General features: G+C 63.8%; 15 protein-coding genes. 9 read left to right on the top strand and 6 right to left on the bottom strand.

What is annotated here, in order from left to right; translation table 11 throughout:
• Positions 1-145: 145 nt before the first annotated feature.
• The 3 genes from AC0MRV_RS14480 to AC0MRV_RS14470 are packed head-to-tail and all read left to right on the top strand — an operon-like array spanning position 146 to position 3,230.
• Positions 146-937, top strand: coding sequence for a 6-phosphogluconolactonase (locus AC0MRV_RS14480; RefSeq protein ID WP_472765204.1), 792 nt, complete (start codon positions 146-148; stop codon positions 935-937).
• Positions 934-1,908, top strand: coding sequence for an N-acetylglucosamine-6-phosphate deacetylase (locus AC0MRV_RS14475; protein ID WP_472765203.1), 975 nt, complete (start codon positions 934-936; stop codon positions 1,906-1,908). Before AC0MRV_RS14480 ends, AC0MRV_RS14475 begins: the two co-directional genes overlap by 4 nt.
• Positions 1,909-1,922: 14 nt before the next feature.
• Positions 1,923-3,230, top strand: coding sequence for an MFS transporter (locus tag AC0MRV_RS14470; RefSeq protein WP_472765202.1), 1,308 nt, complete (start codon positions 1,923-1,925; stop codon positions 3,228-3,230).
• A 15-nt stretch (positions 3,231-3,245) separates the two neighbouring features.
• On the opposite strand, the gene AC0MRV_RS14465 is transcribed toward AC0MRV_RS14470, so the two are convergent.
• The gene (locus AC0MRV_RS14465) at positions 3,246-4,535 is read right to left on the bottom strand and encodes a glucose-1-phosphate adenylyltransferase (protein ID WP_472765201.1); all 1,290 of its coding nucleotides are present in this window, start codon (positions 4,533-4,535) and stop codon (positions 3,246-3,248) included.
• An 86-nt stretch (positions 4,536-4,621) separates the two neighbouring features.
• Between AC0MRV_RS14465 and glmS the strand changes: the two genes are divergently transcribed.
• Positions 4,622-6,475: a glutamine--fructose-6-phosphate transaminase (isomerizing) gene (gene glmS, locus AC0MRV_RS14460; RefSeq protein WP_472765200.1), complete on the top strand. Its 1,854-nt coding sequence runs from the start codon at positions 4,622-4,624 to the stop codon at positions 6,473-6,475.
• Here the strand turns inward: glmS and AC0MRV_RS14455 are convergent.
• The gene (locus AC0MRV_RS14455) at positions 6,462-7,472 is read right to left on the bottom strand and encodes a PEP-CTERM sorting domain-containing protein (protein ID WP_472765199.1); all 1,011 of its coding nucleotides are present in this window, start codon (positions 7,470-7,472) and stop codon (positions 6,462-6,464) included. The genes glmS and AC0MRV_RS14455 overlap by 14 nt on opposite strands.
• 116 nt (positions 7,473-7,588) lie before the next feature.
• On the opposite strand from AC0MRV_RS14455, the gene AC0MRV_RS14450 reads away from it, so the two are divergent.
• Positions 7,589-8,287: a response regulator gene (locus AC0MRV_RS14450; RefSeq protein ID WP_472765198.1), complete on the top strand. Its 699-nt coding sequence runs from the start codon at positions 7,589-7,591 to the stop codon at positions 8,285-8,287.
• Here the strand turns inward: AC0MRV_RS14450 and AC0MRV_RS14445 are convergent.
• On the bottom strand, positions 8,243-10,378 hold the full coding sequence (locus AC0MRV_RS14445; protein ID WP_472765197.1) for an ATP-binding protein: 2,136 nt from the start codon (positions 10,376-10,378) through the stop codon (positions 8,243-8,245). The genes AC0MRV_RS14450 and AC0MRV_RS14445 overlap by 45 nt on opposite strands.
• A 153-nt stretch (positions 10,379-10,531) precedes the next feature.
• On the opposite strand from AC0MRV_RS14445, the gene trpE reads away from it, so the two are divergent.
• The 3 genes from trpE (at position 10,532) to AC0MRV_RS14430 (ending at position 15,441) form a co-directional block, all read left to right on the top strand.
• Positions 10,532-12,013: an anthranilate synthase component I gene (gene trpE / locus AC0MRV_RS14440; protein ID WP_472765196.1), complete on the top strand. Its 1,482-nt coding sequence runs from the start codon at positions 10,532-10,534 to the stop codon at positions 12,011-12,013.
• A 215-nt stretch (positions 12,014-12,228) separates the two neighbouring features.
• Positions 12,229-13,269 (top strand): sigma-70 family RNA polymerase sigma factor, encoded by a 1,041-nt coding sequence (locus AC0MRV_RS14435; RefSeq protein ID WP_472765195.1) that lies wholly within the window; start codon positions 12,229-12,231, stop codon positions 13,267-13,269.
• Positions 13,270-13,380: 111 nt separating this feature from the next.
• Positions 13,381-15,441 (top strand): hypothetical protein, encoded by a 2,061-nt coding sequence (locus tag AC0MRV_RS14430; RefSeq protein WP_472765194.1) that lies wholly within the window; start codon positions 13,381-13,383, stop codon positions 15,439-15,441.
• Between the two features lie 191 nt (positions 15,442-15,632).
• On the opposite strand, the gene rpsA is transcribed toward AC0MRV_RS14430, so the two are convergent.
• The gene (rpsA, locus tag AC0MRV_RS14425; RefSeq protein ID WP_472765193.1) at positions 15,633-17,291 is read right to left on the bottom strand and encodes a 30S ribosomal protein S1; all 1,659 of its coding nucleotides are present in this window, start codon (positions 17,289-17,291) and stop codon (positions 15,633-15,635) included.
• Positions 17,292-17,597: 306 nt separating this feature from the next.
• On the opposite strand from rpsA, the gene AC0MRV_RS14420 reads away from it, so the two are divergent.
• The gene (locus tag AC0MRV_RS14420) at positions 17,598-18,272 is read left to right on the top strand and encodes a hypothetical protein (RefSeq protein WP_472765192.1); all 675 of its coding nucleotides are present in this window, start codon (positions 17,598-17,600) and stop codon (positions 18,270-18,272) included.
• Here the strand turns inward: AC0MRV_RS14420 and AC0MRV_RS14415 are convergent.
• Together AC0MRV_RS14415 and AC0MRV_RS14410 are read right to left on the bottom strand one after the other, a co-directional pair.
• The gene (locus AC0MRV_RS14415) at positions 18,245-18,733 is read right to left on the bottom strand and encodes a hypothetical protein (protein ID WP_472765191.1); all 489 of its coding nucleotides are present in this window, start codon (positions 18,731-18,733) and stop codon (positions 18,245-18,247) included. The two genes, AC0MRV_RS14420 and AC0MRV_RS14415, sit on opposite strands and share 28 nt — an antisense overlap.
• An 18-nt stretch (positions 18,734-18,751) precedes the next feature.
• Positions 18,752-19,825, bottom strand: a complete 1,074-nt coding sequence (locus AC0MRV_RS14410) for an agmatine deiminase family protein (RefSeq protein WP_472765190.1) — start codon at positions 19,823-19,825, stop codon at positions 18,752-18,754.
• Positions 19,826-19,831 lie beyond the last annotated feature (6 nt).

The raw sequence follows: 19,831 nt of genomic DNA, 5'->3' as shown, positions 1-19,831 counted from the left end.
AGGCGGGCGGCAGATTCCCCCTGCGTATCCGACCGATAACTACACCACCCGAATTGATCGGTGAAATTTCATGCAAAATTATGGCCTCGAAACGCGATTTGCCCTCGCGGTTCATTGGTGGATTCCCTGATAGCTTCTCGCGCCGATGCCTCCCGTGCCCGCTCCCTTGATCCGCTTATACGCCGACCGGCCGACCGCGGCCCGCGCCGCGGCCCGCCACGCCGCCCAAGTCATCCGTGCGGCCATCGCCGCCCGCGGTGAAGCCCGCATCATCGCCGCGACGGGTGCCTCGCAGATCGAGTTCGTCGAGGCGCTCGTTACGGCTCCCGATATCGCTTGGACGCAAGTTGAGATGTTTCACCTTGATGAATACGTCGGCCTGCCGATCGAACATCCGGCCAGCTTCCGTCGCTATTTGATCGATCGGCTTGTCACCCCGACCGGCATCACCCGCTACCATCTCTTGGACGGCGAAACCGATCCCGCCGCCACCGCCGCCAGCGTCGGCGCCGCCCTGCAGTCCGGCCCCATCGATGTCGCCTTCGCCGGGATCGGCGAAAACGGCCATGTGGCCTTCAACGATCCGCCGGCCGACTTCGACTCGACGGCCCCCTACCTCGTGGTCGAGCTCGACGAAGGTTGCCGCCGTCAGCAATTGGGCGAAGGTTGGTTTACGACCCTGGATGATGTGCCCACCCACGCCATCACCCTGTCCGTGCAGCAGCTGCTGTGCGTCGAAACGGTGATCACCCTCGTGCCGGATGCGCGCAAAGCGGCGGCGGCGCACCGCTGTCTCGAAGGCCCGATTGCGCCCGAAGCGCCCGCCTCGATCCTGCGGCGGCATCCCGGCAATCATTTCTACTTCGACGAAGCCGGCGCGTCGATGCTGAGCCCGGAGTTCCGGGCGAAACACGTCATCCGCGGAGAGGACGCATGATCCAAACCCGCCCCGGACTTTTTGACCTGCAGGTCAACGGCTATGCCGGGGTCGACTACAATCGGGTCGGCACGAGCCCGGCGGACTTGCAGCGCTCCTTCGCCGCGATGCGCGCCGCGGGGGTAACCGGCTGCTTGCCGACCATCATCACCTCCTCGCTGGAGCACTTCGCCACCTGCGCACGACAAATCCTCGCCGGCGCCGATCCCATGGTGGCCGGCCTCCACATGGAAGGCCCCTATATCTCGCCGCACGACGGCCCGCGGGGCGCCCATCCGCCGGCCCACGTCGCGCCGCCCAGCATTGAGGACTTTGCCCGGCGGCAGGAGGCGGCCGACGGCCAAATCCGCCTGGTGACCCTCGCCCCGGAAATTGATGGCGCCTTGCCCTTGATCGAATACCTGGTCGAACACCAGGTGGCGGTGGCGATCGGGCATACGGCGGCCGCCGCCGCTTGTATCCACGATGCCGTGACAGCGGGCGCCCGCTTGAGCACGCACCTTGGCAATGGCTGTGCCGGCTCGATGGATCGGCACGCCAACGTGCTTTGGCCCCAGTTGGCCGACGATCGGCTCATCGCCACCTTCATCGCCGACGGGTTCCATCTACCCGACGATGTGCTCCGCGCCATGGTTCGCGCCAAGGGAATTGATCGCACGGTCCTCGTCACCGATGCCATGGCGGGCGCCGCCGCGCCGCCGGGTGAGCACACCCTCGGAGACATCACGGCGCACGTCGCGGCCGACGGCCGAGTTTCCCAACCGCCGGCCGGCAACCTCGCCGGCTCCGCGCTGACAATGGATCACGCCGTCCGGCACCTGATGCGCGTCACCGCACTCGGTTTCGAGGATGCCTGGACCTGCGGATCCACCCGGCCGGCGGAGGTGCTGGGGCTGCCTCCGCCGCCACCCGTTTCGGTGGACTGGGATGCGGCTACCCAAGACTTTCAGATCGCCACCAACCACCTCTGATTTTTGCCCCGCTCATGTCCCGCCTGAAAGTTCCCGGCCTTCGCTGGTATATTGTCATCATGCTCTGCCTCGCGTCGGAGCTCAACTACCTCGACCGGCAGACCCTGTCGGTGTTGGCCCAGACCATTCAGGACGAGCTGGGCATCACCGATATCGACTACGCCAACATCACCTCGGCCTTCCTCCTAAGTTATACCGTGATGTATGCCGTCTGCGGCCGACTCGTCGACGTGCTCGGCAGCCGTTGGTCCTTCCTCATATTTGTGTCCGGTTGGTCCGTCGCCAACATGCTGCACGCCTTCGCCCGCACCGCGGCCCAATTCTCGGTCTGCCGCTTCCTGTTGGGCGCGGCCGAACCGGCCAGTTTCCCGGCCGGGATCCGCGCGGTGACGGAATGGTTTCCCCTGAAAGAACGCGCCATGGCCGTCGGCATCTTCAACGCCGGCACCGCCATTGGTGCGGGGATCGCCGCTCCGTTGGTCTCGTGGATCGCGTTGTCCTGGGGCTGGCGCTACGCCTTCATTGTCGGGGGCGTGCTCGGGCTCATTTGGGTCGCGGTTTGGGCCGTGGTCTTTCGCCTGCCGCGACAACATCCGTGGCTGAAAGCCGCCGAGCTCGCCCACATTGAATCCGACTCCGCCACCCCGGGGGTGGAAGAGCCCAAAAAACCGGCCATCCCGATTCGCACTTTGCTGAGCAACCGCCGGGTGTGGGGGTGCATCGCGGCCCGCATGCTGACTGATCCGATTTCCTATTTCTTCATCTTCTGGACCCCAAAATTTCTGCAACAGGAGCGGGGCTTCGACCTGGCGAGCGTGGGTAAATACGGCTGGATTCCGTTTGTCGCCCTCGCTTTCGGCAACCTCGCCGGCGGTGGGGTGCCCGGTTGGCTGATCCGCCGCGGCTGGACACTGAACAAGGCCCGCAAGTCCACCATGTTCGTAGCCTCCTGCACCATGCCGATCGCCCTGCTGTCCATCATCAACCTACCCTCCGCCGCGGCCGCGATCGGCATGATCAGCGTAGCCATGTTCGCGCACGCGGCATGGGCGAACATGACCCTGCCCGCAGAGGTGTTCCCGAAACACGTGGTGGGTTCGGTTACCGGCTTCGCCGGCGCGTTCGGCGGCGTCGCCGGCATCCTGACGCAACAGGCCATCGGCTGGACCGTGGAAAACATCTCGTTCACGCCAGTCTTTGTCGCCAGCGGCGTGATGCACCTCAGCGCGTTGGCGCTGGTGAGTTGGCTTGTGGGTAACCTCGGCGAAGTCAGCACCCCGGGCGAGTCACGCCCGACCGGGGCCACAGCCGAGTCCGCCTAGGAAAACAAGAGCCGCTCAGAGTTCGAAACCGTGCGGGATGGTGACGCCTTTCGGCACCACCAGCACGCCATCGCGGATCACCACCCCGTGCTGGTAGACGCCATCCTGCTTGCCTTCGGGCGACAGCACGACGCGGTCGCCGATCCGGGTGTTCTTGTCGATGATGGCGCCCTTGATGCGGCAATCCTTGCCCAACCCGAGGTGCGGCAAACTCGCGGCTTCGTTCCGCTTGAACTCCTCATCGGTTTCGTAGCTGTCGCTGCCCATCATCACCACCTCGTCGAGCTGGCAGCCGGCACGCACGAATGAGCGCGGGCTCAGCACCGAGCGATTCATCCGACAATTTTCAATGATGCAGCCGTCGCCGATCACGACGTTCTTGAGGTCACACTCGTTGAGTTTCGACGGCGGCAGCGCGCGGTTGTGGGTGTAGATCGGCGCGTCCTCATCGAAGAAATCAAAGGGCGGCAGCGGGTCGGTGATCGCGAGGTTCGTCTCGAAGAAAGCCCGCACGGTTCCGATGTCCTCCCAGTATCCTTCGAACGCGTAAGCGAAGAGTTTCTTTTCGCCGAGCAGGCTGGGAATGACTTCCTTGCCGAAGTCGGTCATCTCGTTGGCCAGCGCATCGTCGAGCGCCTTGCGGTTGAAAACGTAGATACCCATCGAAGCGAGGCAGCGCTTCTCGACCGGGTTGGGGTTGCCGAGTTTCGCCTCCAGCGCCTCGCCCATCGCGAGTCCCTCAATGACGGCGGGGTCCTTGGGTTTCTCCGCAAACTTCTCGATCTGCAAGTTGTCGTCGACGCCCATCAGACCGAGACCTTCAACGTTCGAAACCGGAATCGGCATGGCCGCCAAAGTCACATCGGCGCCGGACGCGGCGTGCTTCTCGATGATGTCCGAGAAGTCCATGCGGTAGAGTTGGTCGCCGGAGAGGATGAGCACGAAGTCGTGGTCTTCGTTGCGCAAGTGCTGCAGGTTGCGCCGCACGGCATCAGCCGTGCCCTGATACCAATCGTTGGTCTTCTCGGTCTGCTCCGCGGAGAGAATATCGACGAAGCCACCACCGAAAGGGTCGAAGTGGTAGGTTGTCTGGATGTGCCGATGCAGCGAGGCGGTGTGAAACTGCGTGAGGATGAAGATGCGATTGATGCCCGAGTTGATGCAGTTGCTGATGGGGATATCCACCAAGCGGTATTTTCCGGCCAGCGGCACGGCCGGTTTGCAACGTTCCGTGGTGAGCGGGTGCAGACGAGTGCCTCGTCCACCGCCCATTACTACTGCGACAACTTTCTTGTTTGAGCTCATGCTTATCTCGGGGGAATGGGGGTTCTAATGCCTTGCTCCACGATTGGAGCGACGCGTAGTTTCGCCAGCCTAATAAAGTTAAAATTATGTGTGGAATCGTAGGTTACGTCGGCCGAGCCAAGGCCGCCCCGATCATTTTGGACGGCCTCAAGCGACTTGAGTATCGTGGCTACGACTCCGCTGGCGTCGCGGTTCTGGATGGGAATGCCTTCAAGGTAGCCAAACAAACCGGACGTGTCGAAGGCCTCATGAAAAAAGCCGGCGCCACCACCCTGCCCGGCTCCTGTGGCATCGGTCACACCCGTTGGGCCACTCATGGCGGCGTCACGGATGCCAACGCCCACCCTCACCTTTCGTCCGACGGGAAAATCGCGCTCATTCACAACGGCGTGATCGAAAACTTCACCGCGATTAAGAAGTTCCTCGTTGCGAAAGGCTACACCTTCGCCTCCGAAACCGACACCGAGGTGCTCTGCAACCTCATCGCCTACCACTACGAGAAGGAAACCGATCCGGCCGACGGCGGCTCCCGCCTCCTTGAAAGCGTGCGCAAGACTCTCTTCCACGTCGAAGGCACCTACGGCCTCTGCGTGCTGTGCGCCGATTGCCCGCGCGAGCTGGTCGCCGCCCGCAAGGGTTCCCCGCTCATCCTCGGCGTCGGCGAGGATGAGCTGGTCATTGCCTCAGATGTCGCGGCCCTCGTCAGTCGCACGCAGAACGTCGTCTATCTGAAGGACGGCGAACTTGTTGGCATCCGGGACAAGACCTTCGAGATCTCGACCATCAACGACACCGACGTGTCGCCGGTCATCGACAAAGTGACCTGGAAGGTGCAGGACGCCGAACTCGGCGACTACGCCCACTTCATGGAGAAGGAGATCTTCGAGCAGCCCCAGGCTCTCGAAAACGCCATGCGCGGGCGCTTCTCCGAGGACGGTTCGACCGCTAACTTCGGCGGTCTCAATATTTCGGCCAACGAACTGCGCGGGACCGCCCGGCTCATGTTCTGCGCCTGCGGCACGGCCCTGCATGCCGGCATGGTCACGGAACATCTCGTGGAGCGTCTTGCCCGCATTCCGGTGGAGTGCGACCATGCCTCCGAGTTTCGCTACCGCAACACCCCGCTGTTCTCCGGCACGCTCTTCTTTGTCGTCAGCCAATCCGGCGAGACCATCGACACGCTCGCCGCCATGCGTGAGGCGCAGCGCAAGGGCTTCAAGGTGCTTGCGATCAACAACGTCGTCGGCTCGACCATCGCCCGCGAGGCCGACGGCGGCATTTATCAGCACGCAGGCCCCGAGATCGGCGTCGCTTCGACCAAGGCCTTCACCTCCCAACTCATGATCGGCGCGATGCTCGCGCTCTATCTCGGCCGCATCCGGGACATGAGCTTTCGCGACGGCGTTGAGATCGTGCAGGCCCTGAAAGACGCGCCCGACAAAGTGCGCGAAGCGCTGAAGCAAGCCGACCACATCAAGGACATCGCCCGCCGCTACGCGAAGTTTCACGACATGCTCTTCCTCGGCCGACTTGAGTTGTTCCCCATCGCTCTCGAAGGGGCGCTTAAGCTGAAGGAAATCTCCTACATCCACGCCGAGGCCTACCCGGCGGCCGAGATGAAGCACGGTCCGATCGCCCTGATCAACGAGGAGTGCCCGTCCGTCTTCCTCGTGCCGCAGAACGAAATCTTCAACAAGGTCGTTTCTTCGATGCAGGAAATCAAAGCGCGCGGCGGACCGATCATCGCAATCACGACCGACGATGCCGAACTACCGGAGGGCCTGGCCGACGACGTCATCACCATCCCGGCCTGCCACGAGGCCGTGCTCCCGATTGTCGCCACGATTCCACTACAGCTGTTCAGCTACTACGTGGCGGTCGAGCGAGGCTGCGACGTCGACAAGCCGCGCAACCTCGCCAAATCGGTCACGGTTGAGTGACCGGCGCGCCCGCAGTGGCCGCCTCCCCCGCCAGCGCCGCTTGGCGGCGCCGGCGCCACACCGCCAGGCCAAGCGCCGCCGCCGCCGCCCAGGCGGCATAAGTGCCCGGTTCCGGCACGGCCGACAGGTTGACCGCCGAAAGGCGACCGTTGATGGCGAAGTGGCTACCGAAGGTGCCGTTGTAAGTGTAGGCTCCGGTCACCGCGGCCTGCACCGAATCAATGATTACCTGGATGCCACCGCCGGCCGCGTTCACGTCATTCACGAACGCGTCGGCGATGGTGTATTCGGGTTGGCCGAGGAGACCGGAATGGATACTCACACCGGAGACCGTGTGATAGGCTTGGATCACGTCATCGCTGCCGGACGTGCTGTCGCCGTAGTCGATGCGCATGTAGAGGTCGGCATAGCCAATATCGATCGCGCGCAGTCCGTTGATCGCGATGTAATAAAAGACGTCATTCGGATCGGCGGAATAGAAGCGGTCTTCGATCGAACTGCCGGACCAGGCTTCGTATTCGTGATCGACCCCCAGCACGCCGCCGGGCGTGACCGCCGCGCCCGTCGAGCTGTTCAAACCATTGCGATCCAGCCCAAGGCTCCAGCTCGACTCGTAGGCCGACATGTTGGGACCAAAATGAATCGTCACGTCGCTGAGCGTGTAACCCTGCAAACCCAATACGGACTGGAATGACGAGAACCCTTGCGCAGCCGTTGCCTGCGACGCGTAGGTCGCTCCATCCGAATCCGGGCCATAGGGGCGCCCGGCCACGAACTGATAGGCCACGCCGGAGGGCGCGTTGTCGCTGATCAAAGTGTGGCCTCGGGTGGCGGCGTCAGGGCCCTGATAGCCGCTGACGCCGTGGGTGGCTGAGGCGCCGACAAACGAAATTTCGTCGTCGGAACCCGTGGGCATTTGAAACTGAGCCTGTAACGGCGCCAGGACCAAGGTCGACAGGCAGGTGATGCGAAGGAACTGAGATGAAAGCGTTCTCATGGGATACAAACAACCTATCGCCAACCGCGATCACATGTCGTCGCGCGATCGGGTCAGGCGCCCCTCACCCGATCGGGTGAGCCAAATCGGCAGATAGCCGTTGCGCCCCGCCGCCAATGCCCAAGAACCTAGCGCCCGTGGACGCCGTCACCTCACCCAACGCACCAACCGTTTCCGACGATGCCAAACTGCGCACCGTGGTGGTGGAGGATGAGGCGATGATTCGCCAGATGCTCGGCATGGCGGTGCAAAGACAGTCCCGCTTCGAGTTGGTGGGCGAAGCCGCCAGCGCCACGGAAGCCCGGCAACTCCTCTCCACTCAGCGCCCCGAGGTGATGATCTGCGATCTGGGCCTGCCCGACCAATCCGGCTTGGAACTCGCCGGCGAAGCGCTGCGGCTCAACCCGGATCTGCGCGTGATCGCGGTCACCGCGCGCCGCGAAGGGGCCGCCGTTCGCGCCGCGCTCGACTCCGGCATCCTCGGCTTTGTGTCGAAGGGCGAGGCCTACGACATCCTCGTCGTCGCGCTGCAACAGATCGCCGCCGGTCAACCCTACTACTCTCCCGGCGCCCTCGCCTTGTTGCGCAGCGGCATTGCCAGCTCGGGCGACGCGCTGGGTCTACTCACCGCCCGCGAACGCGAGGTCGTGGGCGAATCCGCCCGTGGTTTCACCGTGAAGGAGATCTCCCAACGCCTGCAGATTTCCGAGAACACGGTGAAGACCCACCGCAAAAACGCGCTGCAAAAACTAGACCTGCACGACGTGGTCTCACTCACCCACTTCGCGGTCCGTCACGGTTTGGTCACCGTTTGAGCGGCGCGGAAACGTGACTGCAAAACACGCGCCGCCCAGCGGATTCGGTTCCGCCACGTGGCTCACGAGCGCGCCAATCGTCTGCGCCAATCCCGCGGCAATCGCCAAACCGAGGCCATGGGTCCCCTCGCCGGCAGTCGGCGCGTTACCCACCATCGCAAAGCGCGAAAAGAGACGCGCGCGGGCCTCCGGCGGAATTCCCGGTCCGCTATCGGCCACGTGCACTGCGAGACGATCGGTGGCGTCATTCAGGCTCACCGTGATCGTGCCGCCCGCCGGCGTGAACTTCAGCGCGTTGGAGATAAGGTTGTCCAAAATCTGCACGACCAAGGTCTCGTCGGTCTCGACCGACCAACCGGTCGCGGACGCGCTCGCCGACTTTCTCACGGCGAGCGTCTGCTGTTTGCGCGCGGCGGTTGCTTGGCGCTCGGCCACCATCCGCGCCACGACCTCATCGAGCGCAACCCGCCGCCACTGGGGCTTCACCATGCCGGTTTCAATCCGGTCGAGATCAAGCAGGTTCTCGGTCGTCGCAACGAGTCGCGCGGACACATCCTCGATCATGCCAGCGACCTTGGTCACCTCATCAACCCGACTCGCCTCTTTGCGCAGCAGCCCGGCCATCCAGCGGACGTTACCCAACGGGCTGCGCAGGTCGTGGGCGACGACCCGGAGAAAATGGTCCTTCTGTTCCGACAAAGCCTGCAAGCGCTCGTGCGCCGCGTTCGCCTCCCGCGCAGCACGGCGTTGCAGCCGAAACGCCCAAGCCAGACCGGCCACGAACAAGACCAGCCCCACCGCGCCAAACAACATCATCTGACGCTCGGAGCGGGCTTGGTTCAACGCCCGCTCTACGGTGGCATTGGCCGCACGGAGTTGGACCACCTCCAGCTCCTTGCGCTGGGTTTCGTGGCGAATTTCCAGCAACTCGACGCGGCGCCGTGAAGCATCGCCCGCGATCTGTTCGCGCACCCTCGCTTCCCGCCGCAGCGCGTCCAACGCCGCCTGCCAACGGCCCATTGCCTCCAAAGCTCGCGCGCGGCCGCCCCATTGCTCGGCCAACAACAAGGGCGCGCCGATCTCCTCGGCCCGTGACCGGGCGAGCTCGAAGTGGTTGAGCGCGTCCTCCGGACGGCCGGACGCCAGGTCAATTTCGCCGAGTTGCGTGGACACATCCGCCTCGCCCCACGGCTCGGCGATTTCCCGGTAGAGTGCGAGCCCCGCGGTGGCGTGAGCACGCGCTTCGTCCAGTCGCCCCGCCAAGCGTTCGAGTTTCGCCAGTTCGCCCAAGGTCGATGCTTCGCCCGGTCGGTCGCCGGTCTCGCGCCGCATCTTCAGCGCTCGCTCGAGCTCATCGCGGGCTTCGTCCAACCGGCCAAGATCCGCCAGCGCCGAGCCGATGTTGTTATGGCTCGTGGCCACATCGCGTTCGTCCCCCACCTGTTCCCGAATCACCAACGCCTCGCGATGGTAGTCGAGCGCCGCCGCGGATTCCCCCATCTGCTCGTGCAGCGCTCCGATGTTGTTGAGCGTCGAGGCAATCTCCGCCGGCTCGCTGCCGATCTCCCGGTCGATCGCCAGCGCGCGTTGGTAGTATTCCAAGGCCCCCGGGAAATCGCCCTCGGAATCGAGCAGGATACCGAGGTTGGAATACGACGCCGCCACGCCCGCTCGATCGCCAGCCTCCTCCCGCAGCCGCAAGGCTTCCAACCAAAGCGACCACACCGTGCCCAAGTCTCCACGCCGCCAATACACGCCCCCAAGGGCGTTGTGACCATCCGCCTCCAGCCGCGGCGCGACCAGTGTCGCACCAAGCCGGATCGCTTCCCGCGCCCGCGCTTCGGCGCGCTCGAACTCGGCGTTTTCCCGATACGCCCAACTCAGCTCCACGGCCAAACCTGCGCGCAGCCGGCCCTCCGCCCCCGTTTCCGGCAGGGCGACCCGCAGCCGCTCCGCCTCGGTGATCAACGCCGCGCCGTCGACGGCGTCGCCGCGGCGCAGAGCCAGCAGCACCGCCTCGCTGCGCGCCAGCTCGCGGTCCTCCGCCCCGGCTCCCGACGGCAACAGGATCGCCAGAACCACAGCCAGCATCGGGATCGGTTCGAAGAAAGATGCCCGGTTGCGCCGCATGGGCCGTAACTGTGCCGGCCGTTAAACCGGATTGGCAACGGTGCGCCGCCAGCAATTTCGGGTTGCGCCACCACCCCCGGCACCGACCCAATACCGGTTCCGCTCGTCCGCCCCATGCACATCAAACCGTCCCGCGAATCCTTTGCCCAGCTCAGTCAGCAGGGAAACCTCGTTCCCGTGTATGCGGACCTCATGGCCGATCTCGAAACGCCGGTCTCCGCCTACGCCAAACTCAAGCAGGCCGGACCATCGTTTCTGTTGGAGTCAGTGGAGGGCGGTGAGCACCTGTCTCGCTACAGCTTCATCGGGATTCGCCCCCGCAAGATTTTCGCCTGCGGGCCCGAAACCACGTCGGTTCGCCTGGCCGACGGTTCTGAGCAACACGTGGCCACCCCCGCGGATCCCTTGACCCTCATCGAGCAGGAGATGGCGGGCATCACTCCGGTCTCGTCGCCCGACCTGCCGCGCTTCACCGGCGGCGCCGTCGGCTTCGTGGGCTACGAATACGTGACCCGTATCGAAAAGACCGTGCCGACCGCGCCGGTCGATGAACACGGGCTGCCCCTCATCTATTTTATGCTGGTCGATTCCACCGCGATTTTCGACCGCGCCAAACAAACCCTGCGCCTCTGCGTCAACGCCCACATCGGCGACGACGCCAACGCCGCCTACGATCGCGCCGTGGCCGAGCTACAGGAGCTCGCCGCGCTGCTCGCCCAGCCCAACCAGATTGCCCCCGCCTCGCTGGTGGAGCTCCCGCCCGTCACCGTGCCGCCGGGCAACTTCACCCAGGAGCGCTTCGAGGCGGTGGTCGACGAGTGCAAGGAGTTCATCCGCTCCGGCGACATCATTCAGGTCGTGCCGTCGCAACGCTTCTCCCAGCCGTTCAACCGCACCCCACTCGATCTCTATCGCGCGCTGCGCACGGTGAACCCGTCGCCCTACATGTTCATCCTCGATACGGTCGACTACGCCATCGTCGGCGCATCGCCCGAAGTGCATGTGCGCCTCACCGGCGACCGCGTCGAAATCCGTCCCATTGCCGGCACTCGCAAACGTGGCGCGACGCCGGAAGAGGATGTCGCGTTGGAGAAAGACCTGCTCGCCGACGAAAAGGAATGTGCCGAGCATCTCATGCTGGTCGATCTCGCGCGCAACGACATCGGCCGCGTTTGCCGCTTTGGCAGCGTGCACGTGCCGGAGATGATGGTGATCGAGCGCTACTCCCACGTCATGCACATCGTATCGCAGGTCGAGGGCTCCATCGCCGAAGGGAAGACGGCCTACGACCTCATGCGCGCCACCTTCCCGGCTGGCACCGTTTCCGGTGCCCCGAAGATCCGCGCCATGCAAATCATCGCAGCCAAGGAACCGGTCCAACGCGGCTTTTACGCCGGCGCCCTCGGCTACTTTGGTTACGATGGTAACCTGGACTCCTGTATCATGCTGCGCACCTCCCTGCTGAAGGACGGCCAGATCCACATTCAGGCCGGCGCCGGCGTCGTCGCCGATAGTGTGCCGGAATCCGAGTTTTTCGAGACCATCAACAAGGCCTCCGCCCTCTTCAAGGCGGTGAGTTTGGCCGACCGACTCTGAGCCGAAAAGGCGGTCATTAGTCCCTCTCCTAAAGGGGTCGGACAATATCCAAACTGCTAATATTCCAAAATTCGCAACGCATCTGTTGCGAATAGTTGACCATTTGGTTAGTCACTTTGGAACCATTCTAATTCAGGCGAGTCTGAACACCTCGCCTGCTGGAATATATCCGCCAGGCGTTCGCTCTTAGCGTGAACCACATTCCCTCAACTACCATGGCCATTTCGACCACCTTTGCTCGCACCGATCGTTCCTCCTCCTCCTCCGTCGCGGCAGCTCCAACAGTGAATGTCGCAACGCCGCCGTCGTTCCTCGAGCGCCCCGAGCCCGCTCCGGCCGAACGTCCCGCCCCTTCTGACCGCAGCCACCTTCAGCTCTACCTGCAGGAAATCGGCAAAACCGCCCTCCTTACGCCGCAAGAGGAGGTAAAACTGGCCAAGCGCATTCAAAAAGGCGACAAGGCCGCACGTGACCACATGATCTCGGCCAACCTCCGTCTCGTCGTGAAAATCGCGATGGACTACAAGGATTTCGGCCTCCCGCTTCTCGACCTCATCAGCGAGGGCAACATCGGCCTCGTGAAGGCCGTCGAGCGGTTCGATCCCACCAAGGGCGGCAAGCTCTCAACCTACGCCGCGTGGTGGATCAAGCAGTCCATCAAGCGCGCCCTTGCGAACCAGTCGAAAACCATCCGCCTGCCCGTCCACCTCGTGGACAAGATCGCCAAGATGCGTCGCACCGCCCTCGCTCTCACCGAGGAGCTCGGCCGCGAGCCGACCGACGAAGAGATCGCGATCGAGCTGCAGATTCCGACCAACAAGGTCGCTCACCTCAAGAGTGTCAGCGTGCGCCCGGCCTCCCTCGACGCCCCCGTCGGCGAAGATGGCGACTCCACCACCTTCGGCGAAATCGTCGGTGACGAGAACACCGCCGATCCACTCGAAACCCTCAAGGACACGTCCGAGAAGTCCGACCTCCACCACATGATCGACCAGCTCGAGCCGCGTGAGGCCGAAATTCTCCGTTACCGCTTTGGCCTCGACGGCTACGATGAGCTGACGCTCGAGGAAGTCGGCCAAAAGTTCAACGTGACCCGCGAGCGCATCCGCCAGCTGCAAAATATCGCGCTCTCCAAAATGCGCAAAGCGATGGCTTCACACCACGCGCAGCGCACCACGGAGGAGATTGAAATCGAGAACCGCCGGGTCGCCCGCGAACAGGTCATCCGCGAGTTCATCGAAGCGCGCCGCAACTGATCCGCTCTCCGCTTTTGTAGACGTTTATCCCGGCCGGGTCGCCACGTGCGACCCGGCCGTTTTTGTTGCACCCGCGCCCGCGCCGCTGCGTGCTGTTGGGCACTCCGCCCCATGCCGTCGCCGTCCCGCCGCCTATCTTCCGCCGCTGTTTGCTGGCCGCTGCTGTGGGTGCTGCTGGGCACCATCCATGTCACCCAAGCGATCTGGACCAGTGGGTTCAGTGCCCTGCCGGCCGATCTGGGCGACGGGCGCTTCAACCACCTCGTCCTGGAACACGGCTACCTTTCGTGGCGAGGTGTCTATGAGTGGCTGAGTCCGGGGCAGTTTTACCCCACCACTCACACGCTGGGCTGGAGCGACACGCATCTCGGCACGCTGCCCATCTACATCATCGCTCGAATCTTCGGCGCAAACGCCGAACACGCCATGCAGGTGTGGTATCTCGTGTGCGCGGGGGCCAACATGCTCGCCGGCATCGCCCTACTCCGCCGGCTCGGCGTCGACCGTCGCTGGGCACCACCGCTAGCGGTGGGCGCATTCGGTGGCTTGCCCATGGCTTGGGCAACGGGGACACATCCACAGTTGCTGCCCATCTTCCCTGCGCTTTGGGCCGCGCAGCACGGCGTCGCGTGGTTCCAGACTCGCGAGGGATGGCGGTGGTTCGCGATCACGGGGGGCCTTGCTTGGCAGTTTGCGGCGGCGCCCTACCTGGCGTTCTTCACCGGCCTGTTGGCGACGCTCGCCTTCGGTCTCGGCCGGATCATCGGGGTTAACTCAGAAACCGGCGGGCAGAGTCGCGGCGTCACCGGCCGGCGAGTCAAGTTCTGCCATCTGATGCTGGCGGGAGTCGGGCTGGTGGCCGGCGGAGTGAGCCTTTGGATTTATTCGCAGGCGCGCGGCCACGGCGTCAGTCGTCCTTTGAACGAGTTGGCCGAACTCGCCCCGACGCTGGGCGCTTGGTTTGCCGCGCCCCGCGGACATTGGCTCTATCCCGCCGGTTGGCCCGGCGGTGAGGCCGCCGCGGATGAGCGCCTGCTATTGGGCGGATTCCTACCCTGGATCGGTGCAGTGTTCGCGCTCGCACTCGGATTCAAGCGGTCGGCGACGGCCCCGTTGCGCCTCGCCGCCGCACTCACGGCCACGGCCTTGGTCACGGTCCTTGTCTTCACGACCTGGCCCGGCGAAATCTCACTCTGGCTGACGTTGGCCGAAGTCATTGAACCCTTACGGGCCTTTCGGGCGGCGGGACGCATCGCAGGACTCGTGCACGCGCTGCTGTTCACCGCGACCGGCCTGCTGCTGTGGACTTGGGCCAAGGCCGGACATCCACGTTTGGCGACCGCGCTCATCGCCACGCTCCTGCTTGAGACCGTCGCGATCGATCAGCACCGCACTCCCGTCGCCGACCTGCATGCCCGGCGGGACGCCATCGTGCAGGCGTGGGCCGAAGCCGGCGATCATCCCGTCCTGGCGTGGGCACCGGGATACACCAACCAATCGACCGCCGCCCTGCACCTCGATGCATGGGCCGCCGCCATGGCCACCGGGCGCGTCACCGTAAACGGTTACTCCGGTTGGACGCCCGCGAGCCACCAACTCTTTTATTGGTCCCCCAACGCCGCGAACGCGTCGGCGCTGGTGGGTGACCAGAATCTCGATCCCGCCACGGCCTCCATCGTCACGACGCTGGATGCGGCGGCCGCCAAGCGAACGGGGTATGAGTTTTTCACGTCCCGCTCGCTGCAACATCTCGAGGGCTTCGACCTGCAACCCAGCGCCTGGGACCTGCTGGTGGCGCCGGAACGCTTCGCCTTCGAAGGCACGGTTTTTTATCAGTTCACACCCAACGCCAAAGTGACCTTCCGGCTGCCTGATGAGGTCGGCACCGTTTCGCTGCTGACCGGTCCGCGCCCGGGATCATGGAGCGATGGCGGCAATTCCGACGGCTACGATCTGCGCTGGCGCGTCGTCGACGCTGACGGTTCCGTGCTGAGCCAACACGCCGAGGTGATCAACCCGCGCGACCAACCGACGGACCGCGGATTCCAGGCACGCGTCATCACCGCCCCGACCGGGATCGGGCGACGCCTGATCTTGGAAACCGGGCCCGGGCCGAGCGGCCTGAACAACTGGGACTGGCCCCTGTTCGGCCGCCTGCGGGTCGCGCGCTAGGGCCGCCTGCTTGCCTCGCGGCCGGGCCGGGCCGCACCGCACCGTGGCCGAAGCTTCCAGCCTCGGCGCCCCAACGGCCCTGCCCCGCGGCCGGATGCCGCGGCCACCGTGCCTTCCCTACAAAAACAAAGACGCCCCGCACGGGGCGGGGCGTCTTGAGTGATTGGATACGATCAGTTGAAGGACCGGGCTTATTCCTTGCCGACAGCGTCGTCGAGGATGTCGCCGAGGTTCATCATATCACCGCTGGTGTCGCGGTTGAGCGCCTCGAAGCTGGCGGTCTCGGCGGCGAGTTCGTCCTCCGAGTAGTTGGCCGCCTTGATCGAGAGGCCGAGACGACGCTCGTCGCGGTCGATCTTGATGACGCGGGCAGTGACTTCGTCGCCGGCCTTGAGCACGTCCTTCACCTTCTCGATGCGCTCCTCGCTGATCTGCGAGATGTGCACGAGACCGTCGATACCGTCCTTGAGCTCGATGAACGCGCCGAAGGAGGTGAGCTTGGTGACGGTGCCGTTGACCACGTCGCCGATCTTGAAGTGGCCGTCGATGTCGGACCACGGATCGTCGGCGAGCTGCTTCATGCCGAGGCTGATGCGCTGCGACTGGGCGTCGACGTCGAGAACGATGGCGTCCACCTCGTCGCCCTTCTTGAGGACTTCGGACGGGTGGTTGACCTTGCGGGTCCAGGACATGTCGGAGACGTGCACCATACCGTCGATGCCTTCCTCGAGTTCGATGAAGGCGCCGTAGGTGGTCATGTTGCGCACCTTGCCATGGACGCGGGCGCCCACCGGGTAGTTGTGGCGGACCATGTCCCACGGGTTCGGCTCGAGCTGGCGGAGGCCGAGGGAGATCTTCTGCTCGTCCTTCTGGATACCCAGCACCACGGCTTCGAGTTCCTGACCGACGCGGAGGAGCTCCGACGGCTTGGAGATGCGCTTGGTCCAGGACATCTCGGTGATGTGCACGAGACCCTCGACGCCCGGCTCGATCTCGATGAACGCGCCGTAGGGAACGAGGTTGACGACCTTGCCGTGGATCTTGGAGCCGACCGGGAACTTCTTGTCGATCTCGTCCCAGGGGTTGTTGGTGGTCTGCTTGAGGCCGAGGGAGACACGCTCCTTCTCGCGGTTCACCTCGATGATCATGACCTCGATCTCCTCACCCTGACGGAGCATTTCGCTCGGGTGAGAGATGCGACCCCAGCTCATGTCGGTGATGTGCAGCAGGCCGTCCATGCCGTCGAGGTCGATGAACGCACCGAAGTCGGTGATGTTCTTGACCACGCCCTTGCGGACCTGACCCGGCTCGATCGACTCGAGGAGCTCGCGGCGCTTGGTGGCGCGCTGCTCTTCGATGAGCTCGCGGCGGGAGAGCACGATGTTCTTCCGCTCGAGGTTGATCTTGAGGACCTTGAAGTCGTAGGTCTGACCCACGTATTGGTCCAAATTCTTCGGCGGCTGCACGTCGATGTGCGAAGCCGGCAGGAAGGCGTCGACGCCGATCGAGACGATCAGGCCGCCCTTGACCTTGGAGCGGACGCGGCCGGAAGCCACGGTGCCCTCGGGGAACTTGGTGAGGATGTTCTCCCAGTTCTTCTTCTGCTGGGCCTTGTCGAAGGAGACGATGGGGTTGCCCTCCTTGTCCTCGACTTTTTCGACCAGCACTTCGATCGGGGAGCCGACCTGAAGGTCGCCGAGGTCGATGAACTCGTGCGCGGGCACGACGCCCTCGGACTTGCCGCCGATATCAACGATGACCTCGTTCTGGCGGATTTCGGTGATGATACCCTCGACGATCGAACCCTCGGTATTGAGGGTGAAGTTCGACTCCGCGAGGAGTTCTTCCATGATGGAACTCATTTTATGTAACGGACTTCCGCGACTCGCTCCACGGTCTTGGTTGCCCGGGTTGCCCCGTCGAAACGGAGCGTGGGTTGATGGTTTACACTGACAGAAAAAAGACCGGTGGGAGCACCGCGGCGGGACACCGATCGATCAAAGGAACGGCCGCGAACGGTCAGAATCGCCAGATTTTCGAAGGCAGCGCAAGCGGTAATTACATCCGGCTGGCCGCCCTGCTACCCCGGCGGAATGACATCCCCTCCCCCACTCGGGTGAGGCGGCCCTCCGATGGATGTTGCTACGGTGGCTGCGATGTCATGCCAAACCACCATCCGCACCCTCCTCCGCCACACGACATTGATCCTGGCCACGACCCTCGCCGCCAACGCCCAGATCGTGCGATATTACGTTGTGGATATGTTCTTTGACGATGGTGCCGAGGTCACGGGCTTCCTCGACTACGATGTGGGCTTGGAGCAAGTCACCAACTTGGAGTTCTATCACTGGGAGCCGACCAATCCACCCGACCCGGTAGAGATTGCCGTCGGATTCAACCCAGTATCGGCCCCCTATTACTTCGATCAGGAGCCGGATGAGCCCTACCTCCAGTTTCAGGCTGAGGACCAGATCGACTTCCAAAGCGGCACGCTCCTGCAGGTCGGCGGAGAGCTCTACTTGTTCAATCTCCAACTGGAAACTTCGTTGCTGGATGGCTCTCAGATCATCGCCGCCGCTATCACCGACGGGGTGCTGCAAGGGAGCTACCAGACCGCCAGTGTGCCCTTCAACTACTGGGGCTTTGGCTATTCAGGATACTACAACTTTGAGCGCAGTCTCACCTCCGGCTACCTCTCCCAAACCGCACCCCTTTCCGCTGTGCCGGAGCCGGCGCACACCTCCCTCGCGTTGGGTCTGGGCTGTTTCGGCTACCTGGCTTGGCGACGACGCCAACAATCCGCTCAATCACGTGAAGCCGCGGCGGGCTGACTCGGCGGGCGCCAGCTATCTTCACCCAAGGCGGACTCCAACGCTTCGTAGATGCTGTCGTAGCGGCCATGCCGCGCGAAACTCTGGCGCGTCGCGCCGGCGCGGAAGTTGCCCTCGTAGGCTTCACGCACGGTCAACTCGACGCTTGTCTCCGCGTCGCCGACGTTGCGCACCCGGGCCGAAATCAGGAACTGGCTGGAATCCCCGGGGCGATCTCCCTCGAGCACGCGGCCGTAGGCTTCAATCACCCCCTGGGCGGGCAAGGCCTCGGCGATGGTGTAATCCATTTTCTCCAGCACCTGCACCAGGGTCTCGAACACAACCGCCTTTCCTCTGCCAAAGTAGTTCGTCTGCGACTGGGCAGCCGGCAGCTGCAGCGACGCGCGTTTGTCCTCGAGCGTGGCACAGCCGCCAAGCAAAAGGCCGGCCAGCGCCGTAAGGAGGAAGGGACGAAAAGACATCGGGAGCACGGAGAGAAACTAGGCCGGTTGTTGTTGGGACAGGCAATGCAACGTGCCGAGCCCCCAAATGATTTCAGCGCAATCGACCGGCACCACTTCACGCCCCGGAAAACAGCTCGCGATGATTGCACAGGCCTCGGCGTCACGGCGTTTTTGCGCGAAGGTGGGCACCAGCACCGCATCGTTGATGATGAGAAAATTGGCGTAACTGGCCGGCACCCGTTCGCCCTTGATGAAGTGCGGTTTGGGCATGGGCAGCTCGACAATGTCGATGGGCTTGCCCTGCAGGGTCCGGAAGTCGCGCATCCGCTCCAAGTTGGCCGCCAGCAGCTTGTGGTTCGGGTCCCGACGATTGCGCTCCACACAGGTGATGAGTCCGTCCGGGCGGAAGAAGCGCGTGATGTCGTCGATGTGACCATCCGTGTCATCGCCCACGATGCCTTCCCCGAGCCAGAGAATTTTGCGCACGCCCAGCATGTCTTTCAGCGCGCGTTCAATCTCCCCCTTGGTCATGGTTGGATTTCGATTGGGGTGCAGCAGGCACTGTTCACTCGTCAGCAACAGCCCCTTGCCGTTCACGTCGATCGAGCCGCCTTCCATCACCATCGGTTTCTCGAATCGTCGCATTTTCAGCGCCCGGGCGATCGACGGCGGGATCTCGTTATCCAGATCGTAAGGCGGGTATTTCCCCCCCCAGGCGTTGTGCATCCAGTCGGTGATCGCGACCTCACCGGTCTTCCGATGCTTCACAAAAATCGGACCGTGATCGCGGCACCACGCGTCGTTGGTCGGGTGGTCGTAGAACTCGACCCGGGCCATGTCGGCGCCGGCTTTCACACACAAGGCCTTGGCCTTCTCCTGCAACGGCGCCCCGCAGTTGATCCGCACCTGTTCGTAGCGGCTGATGGCCGCGACATAGGCCGCATAGTGCCTGGGGATATTGCGCCAGAGACCGGGCCAGGAGGCTTTTTTGTGCGGCCAGGACAGCCACACCGCTTCCTGCGGTTCCCATTCCGCGGGCATGCGGAAACCGAGCGAGGCCGGCGTATCCGGTTTCTGAGGACGTGCTTTCGCCGCGCGCAGGGCAGCCATGGTCGT

The organism is Actomonas spartinae, assembly GCF_051209155.1.
Lineage (GTDB): Bacteria > Verrucomicrobiota > Verrucomicrobiia > Opitutales > Opitutaceae > Actomonas.
The sequence above is the reverse complement of the archived record's forward strand: the minus strand, read 5'-3'. Positions and strand labels throughout refer to the sequence as shown.

Excerpts from the sequence above, each read along its gene's own strand:
- AC0MRV_RS14470 (WP_472765202.1), top strand. The coding sequence starts at position 1,923 with ATGTCCCGCCTGAAAGTTCCCGGCCTTCGCTGGTATATTGTCATCATG.
- AC0MRV_RS14415 (WP_472765191.1), bottom strand. The coding sequence starts at position 18,733 with ATGTCTTTTCGTCCCTTCCTCCTTACGGCGCTGGCCGGCCTTTTGCTT.
- AC0MRV_RS14420 (WP_472765192.1), top strand. The coding sequence starts at position 17,598 with ATGTCATGCCAAACCACCATCCGCACCCTCCTCCGCCACACGACATTG.
- AC0MRV_RS14445 (WP_472765197.1), bottom strand. The coding sequence starts at position 10,378 with ATGCTGGCTGTGGTTCTGGCGATCCTGTTGCCGTCGGGAGCCGGGGCG.
- glmS (WP_472765200.1), top strand. The coding sequence starts at position 4,622 with ATGTGTGGAATCGTAGGTTACGTCGGCCGAGCCAAGGCCGCCCCGATC.
- AC0MRV_RS14475 (WP_472765203.1), top strand. The coding sequence starts at position 934 with ATGATCCAAACCCGCCCCGGACTTTTTGACCTGCAGGTCAACGGCTAT.
- AC0MRV_RS14465 (WP_472765201.1), bottom strand. The coding sequence starts at position 4,535 with ATGAGCTCAAACAAGAAAGTTGTCGCAGTAGTAATGGGCGGTGGACGA.
- AC0MRV_RS14435 (WP_472765195.1), top strand. The coding sequence starts at position 12,229 with ATGGCCATTTCGACCACCTTTGCTCGCACCGATCGTTCCTCCTCCTCC.
- AC0MRV_RS14480 (WP_472765204.1), top strand. The coding sequence starts at position 146 with ATGCCTCCCGTGCCCGCTCCCTTGATCCGCTTATACGCCGACCGGCCG.
- AC0MRV_RS14455 (WP_472765199.1), bottom strand. The coding sequence starts at position 7,472 with ATGAGAACGCTTTCATCTCAGTTCCTTCGCATCACCTGCCTGTCGACC.
- AC0MRV_RS14410 (WP_472765190.1), bottom strand. The coding sequence starts at position 19,825 with ATGGCTGCCCTGCGCGCGGCGAAAGCACGTCCTCAGAAACCGGATACG.
- rpsA (WP_472765193.1), bottom strand. The coding sequence starts at position 17,291 with ATGGAAGAACTCCTCGCGGAGTCGAACTTCACCCTCAATACCGAGGGT.
- trpE (WP_472765196.1), top strand. The coding sequence starts at position 10,532 with ATGCACATCAAACCGTCCCGCGAATCCTTTGCCCAGCTCAGTCAGCAG.
- AC0MRV_RS14450 (WP_472765198.1), top strand. The coding sequence starts at position 7,589 with ATGCCCAAGAACCTAGCGCCCGTGGACGCCGTCACCTCACCCAACGCA.
- AC0MRV_RS14430 (WP_472765194.1), top strand. The coding sequence starts at position 13,381 with ATGCCGTCGCCGTCCCGCCGCCTATCTTCCGCCGCTGTTTGCTGGCCG.